Source organism: Bradyrhizobium sp. Kon56 (assembly GCF_055807635.1).
Window position 1 is genome coordinate 1 of sequence record NZ_JBVVOU010000080.1, and the last position, 3,940, is coordinate 3,940.

Annotated in this window: 1 protein-coding gene and 1 pseudogene; both read left to right on the plus strand. The window is 62.6% G+C overall.

The genetic code is table 11. The features are described 5' to 3' along the window. The first annotated feature begins 277 nt into the window (after positions 1 to 277). On the plus strand, positions 278 to 2,518 hold the full coding sequence (locus tag AC0L3B_RS37900; protein ID WP_473382626.1) for an O-linked N-acetylglucosamine transferase, SPINDLY family protein: 2,241 nt from the start codon (positions 278 to 280) through the stop codon (positions 2,516 to 2,518). 113 nt (positions 2,519 to 2,631) lie between these two features. Then, positions 2,632 to 3,940: pseudogene (locus AC0L3B_RS37905) on the plus strand (tetratricopeptide repeat protein); the annotation flags it as partial.

Sequence of the window (3,940 nt, forward strand, 5' to 3'; positions counted from 1 at the left end):
ATCTGGCGAGGTTGCGCAGCGACTTGCCGGCCCGGATCGCAGCGTCTCCCGCCGGCAATGTCGAAATCTACACGCGCAAGGTCGAAGCGGGCTATCGCCAGTTCTGGCGCGACTATTGTGCCGCGGCTGTCGAAGGCAGCGAGGTTGCGTAGGGGACCGGCAGCGCCGGGCCGCTGAGCCCCGGGAAATCCCGGGGGTGTCACCGTGCCAGCTGACCGGCAGGTCGGGCTTGCGAATCAGTTAGACTCTGCCCCGGGCCATCTTCCGGAGAGACACCTTGCAGAGCAGCGGCGGCGCGCGCGCATTCCAGAACGCGCAATTGCAGAAGAAATTGATGAAGCAGGCGGACGCCGTCCTCTCCGCCGCGGCTACCGCCTATGGCCAGGGCCGATATGCTGAGACTGAAGCACTCTGCCGGGAGATCCTTAAAGCGCTGCCCGATCATGTCGACGCTCTGCACCTGCTCGGCATGTGCGCGCATGACGGCCGGCGCCTGGAGGAGGCGCAACAGCTGCTCAAGCGCGTGATTGTGCTCGATCCGCGCCTGCACGATGCCCATAACAACCTCGCGACCGTGCATTTCGATCTCGGCAATTACGAGGAGGCGCGGCGGTGCCAGGAGAGGGCCATCGCGCTAAAGCCGAATTTTGCGGTCGCGCTGACCAACCTCGGCAACACGCTGATGCATCTGGGGCAGTACGAACAGGCGCTCGAGCTGCATGAGCGCGCCATCAAGATCAAGCCGGATTATGCCGACGCGTTCTGCAATCGCGGTATGGTCGAGATTGTGCTTGGACAGATCATGCGCGCCAAGGAAAGCTTCGACCGCGCCCTGCTGTTTCAGCCCCGTCACGCCGAGGCTATCGTCGGCAGCGGCATGGTCAGCATGGAGCTGCGGCACCACGACGAGGCGGCCGCCAAATTTGCCATGGCGCTGGCGATCAAGCCCGGCTCGCCGAGGATCGTGGCCCAACGCGGGCGGCTCAGTTACGAGTTGCAGCGCCTGGAGCCCGCGCTTGCGGATTTCGAGGCGGCGCTTGCGATCTCGCCCAAGCTCGAGCTGGCGCTACGCGGCAAGGCCCAGGCCTGCCTCGTCATGGGAAAGACCGCGCAGGCGATGGCAGCCGCAACGGCCCTGATCGAGCAAAATCCGCGCTCCGAGGTGGGGCTGGCGCTGATGGGCTTCTCTTATTCGAACCAGGGGGACATGGACGCAGCGATCGAGTATCTCGATCGCGCGCTGGCAGTCCGGCCGGACTATGGGGATGCGATCAGAGGAAAGATCTTCCTGGAGGACTACCGCGCCGAGGCCGATTTCGTGGTCCAGCAGGCGGTGCGAAAATCCTGGTGGGACCAGATCGGCTCCAAGCAGCCGCGAAGGGAGTTGCCGAAGCGGCCGCTGGACCCGGAAAAGCGGATCGTGGTCGGCTATGTCGCTGCCGAATTCCGGCAGCACTCCGCGGGGCTCACGCTGCTGCCAGTGCTGCGCCATCATGATCACACTAAATTTGAAATCATCTGCTACTACTCATGGCCGGGCGCGGACGAGTACACCGCCATGTTCAAATCATTGGCCGACGTCTGGGTCGATGCCTGGGGGCTTTCGGACGACGAACTCGCCGATCGTATCCAGGCCGACAATGTCGACATCCTGATCGACGTTTCGGGCCACACGACCGGTAACAGGCTGCAGTGTTTTGCGCGTAAGCCGGCCCCGATCCAGGCCACTGGCTTCGGACACGCGACGGGCACAGGCATGCCGATTATGGACTACGTGCTCGCGGATCCCATTTTCATTCCGCCGTCGGTTCGGCATCTGTTTGCCGAGAAAATCTACGATCTGCCGTGTCTGATCACCATGGAGCCTGTCTCGGATCTGGCGCCTTCGGAGCTGCCGATGCTCCGCAACGGCTACGTCACCTTTGGCGTGTTCAACCGCATCTACAAAATATCGGATGATGCGATCCGTGTGTGGTCGCGCATCATGCGGGAGTTGCCGGGATCGAAGATGGTCCTCAAGCATGGTCTGCTCGACGATCCCCTGCTGCGCGATAGTCTGGTCGCGCGTTTCCTCGCGCAGGGCGTTGTCGAGGAGAACATCACCTGCCTCGGCACCACCTCGCGCGACGACCATCTGGCGGCTTTCGCCCAGGTCGATATGTCCCTCGACACGTTCCCGCAAAATGGCGGCATCAGCACCTGGGAATCTCTCTACAAGGGCGTTCCCGTCGTGGCCAAGCTCGGCATCGGGGCCTCCTCGCGTGCCGGCGCCTCTATCGTGACTGCCGTCGGCCTCGGCGACTGGGTGGCCGAAGATGACAATGGCTATGTCGAGATTGCTCGCAGGTTTGCGTCACAGCCCGATTATCTGGCGAAATTGCGCACGGAATTGCCGGCCCGGATCGCGGCTTCGCCCGCCGGCAATGTCGAGACCTACACGCGGGAGCTCGAGGCGGGTTACCGAAAGTTCTGGCGCGACTATTGTGCCGCCGCCGCGGATAACGCTGACGTTGCGTAGGCGAGGCCCGGGTTGGGCACCGGCATCTTCCGGGGGATTGCCGGGCCGCCTAAACCGGCGGCTCTGGCCGCGAATCAGCTAGAATCGTCTCGGGCATCCTCCGGAGAGAATCCTTGCAGAGCAGCGGCGCCGGCGCGCGCGCGTTCCAGAACGCGCGATTGCAGAAGAAATTGAAGAAGCAGGCGGACGCGATCATTTCGACCGCGAATGCGGCCTATGGCCAGGGCCGGTATGCGGAGACCGAGGCGCTCTGCCGCCAGATCCTGAATGAACTTCCGGAGCATTTCGGCGCCTTGCACCTGCTTGGCTTGGGCGCGTTCGCGAGCCGACACTTCGAGGCAGCGAAACAGGCCCTCAAATATGCCGTGACGGTCGACCCACGCTCGGCACAGGCTTTTTCCGATTTGGGAGCCACGCATTTCGCACTTGGGGAATATGAGGACGCGCGTACGTCCCTGGAGAGAGCCATCGCGTTGAAGCCCAGCTTCCCGATGGCCTTGGCCAATCTCGGCAATACCTTGTTGCATCTAAACCGCGTCGAGCAGGCTATCGAACTGTACGATCGCGCGATCGGGCTGAAGCCCGATCATGCCGATGCGCTTTGCAATCGCGGCCTGGCAGAGGTCGCGCTGCGCCAGCTTGATCGCGCCAAACAGAGCTTCGAGCGCGCACTGTTGTTTCAGCCGCGAAACGTCGAGGCGCTCGTCGGCAAAGGTTTGGTCAATATCGAGCTCAAAAACTTCGACGAGGCCAAAGGCGCGCTGGAGGCGGCGCTCGCGATCAGGCCAGGCTCGGCGAAAATCCTGGCGAACCGTGGACGGCTCAATCTTGAGACGTCGAGGTTGGAACAGGCGGCGGCGGATTTCGACGCGGCCCTTGCGCTTGCGCCCAAGCTCGAGGTGGCTTGCAGGGGAAGGCACAAGTCGCGCTCGCCATGGGAAACACGGCGCAAGCGATTTTAGCCTGCACCATGTTGCTGGAGGAATATCCACGCTCAGCGATCGCGATGGCGCTGCTGAGCGCTTGTTTTGCAAATCAGGGAGAGATCGCATCGGCGATCGAGCTTCTCGATGCGGCGCTGGCCATTGTGCCGGATGCATCCTTGATCGGCCGGAAGATCTTCTTCCTCGACTATCTCTCCGAGGCCGATTTCGCGGTTCAGCAGGCCGCACGAAACTAGTGGTGGGACGCGATCGGCTCGAAGTTGCCGCGAAGGACTCTTGCCCCCCGGCAGCTTGATCCCGACAGGCGGATCGCGGTCGGCTATGTTGCTGCCGAGTTTTGGCATCACTCGGCGGCGTTCGCTCTGTTGCCGGTGCTGCGCCATCATGATCACGCCAGGTTTGAGATCGTCTGCTATTCGTGCTCGCCGGTAAGAGATGAGATGACCGCCGCATTTAGGTCCTCGGCGGATGTCTGGGT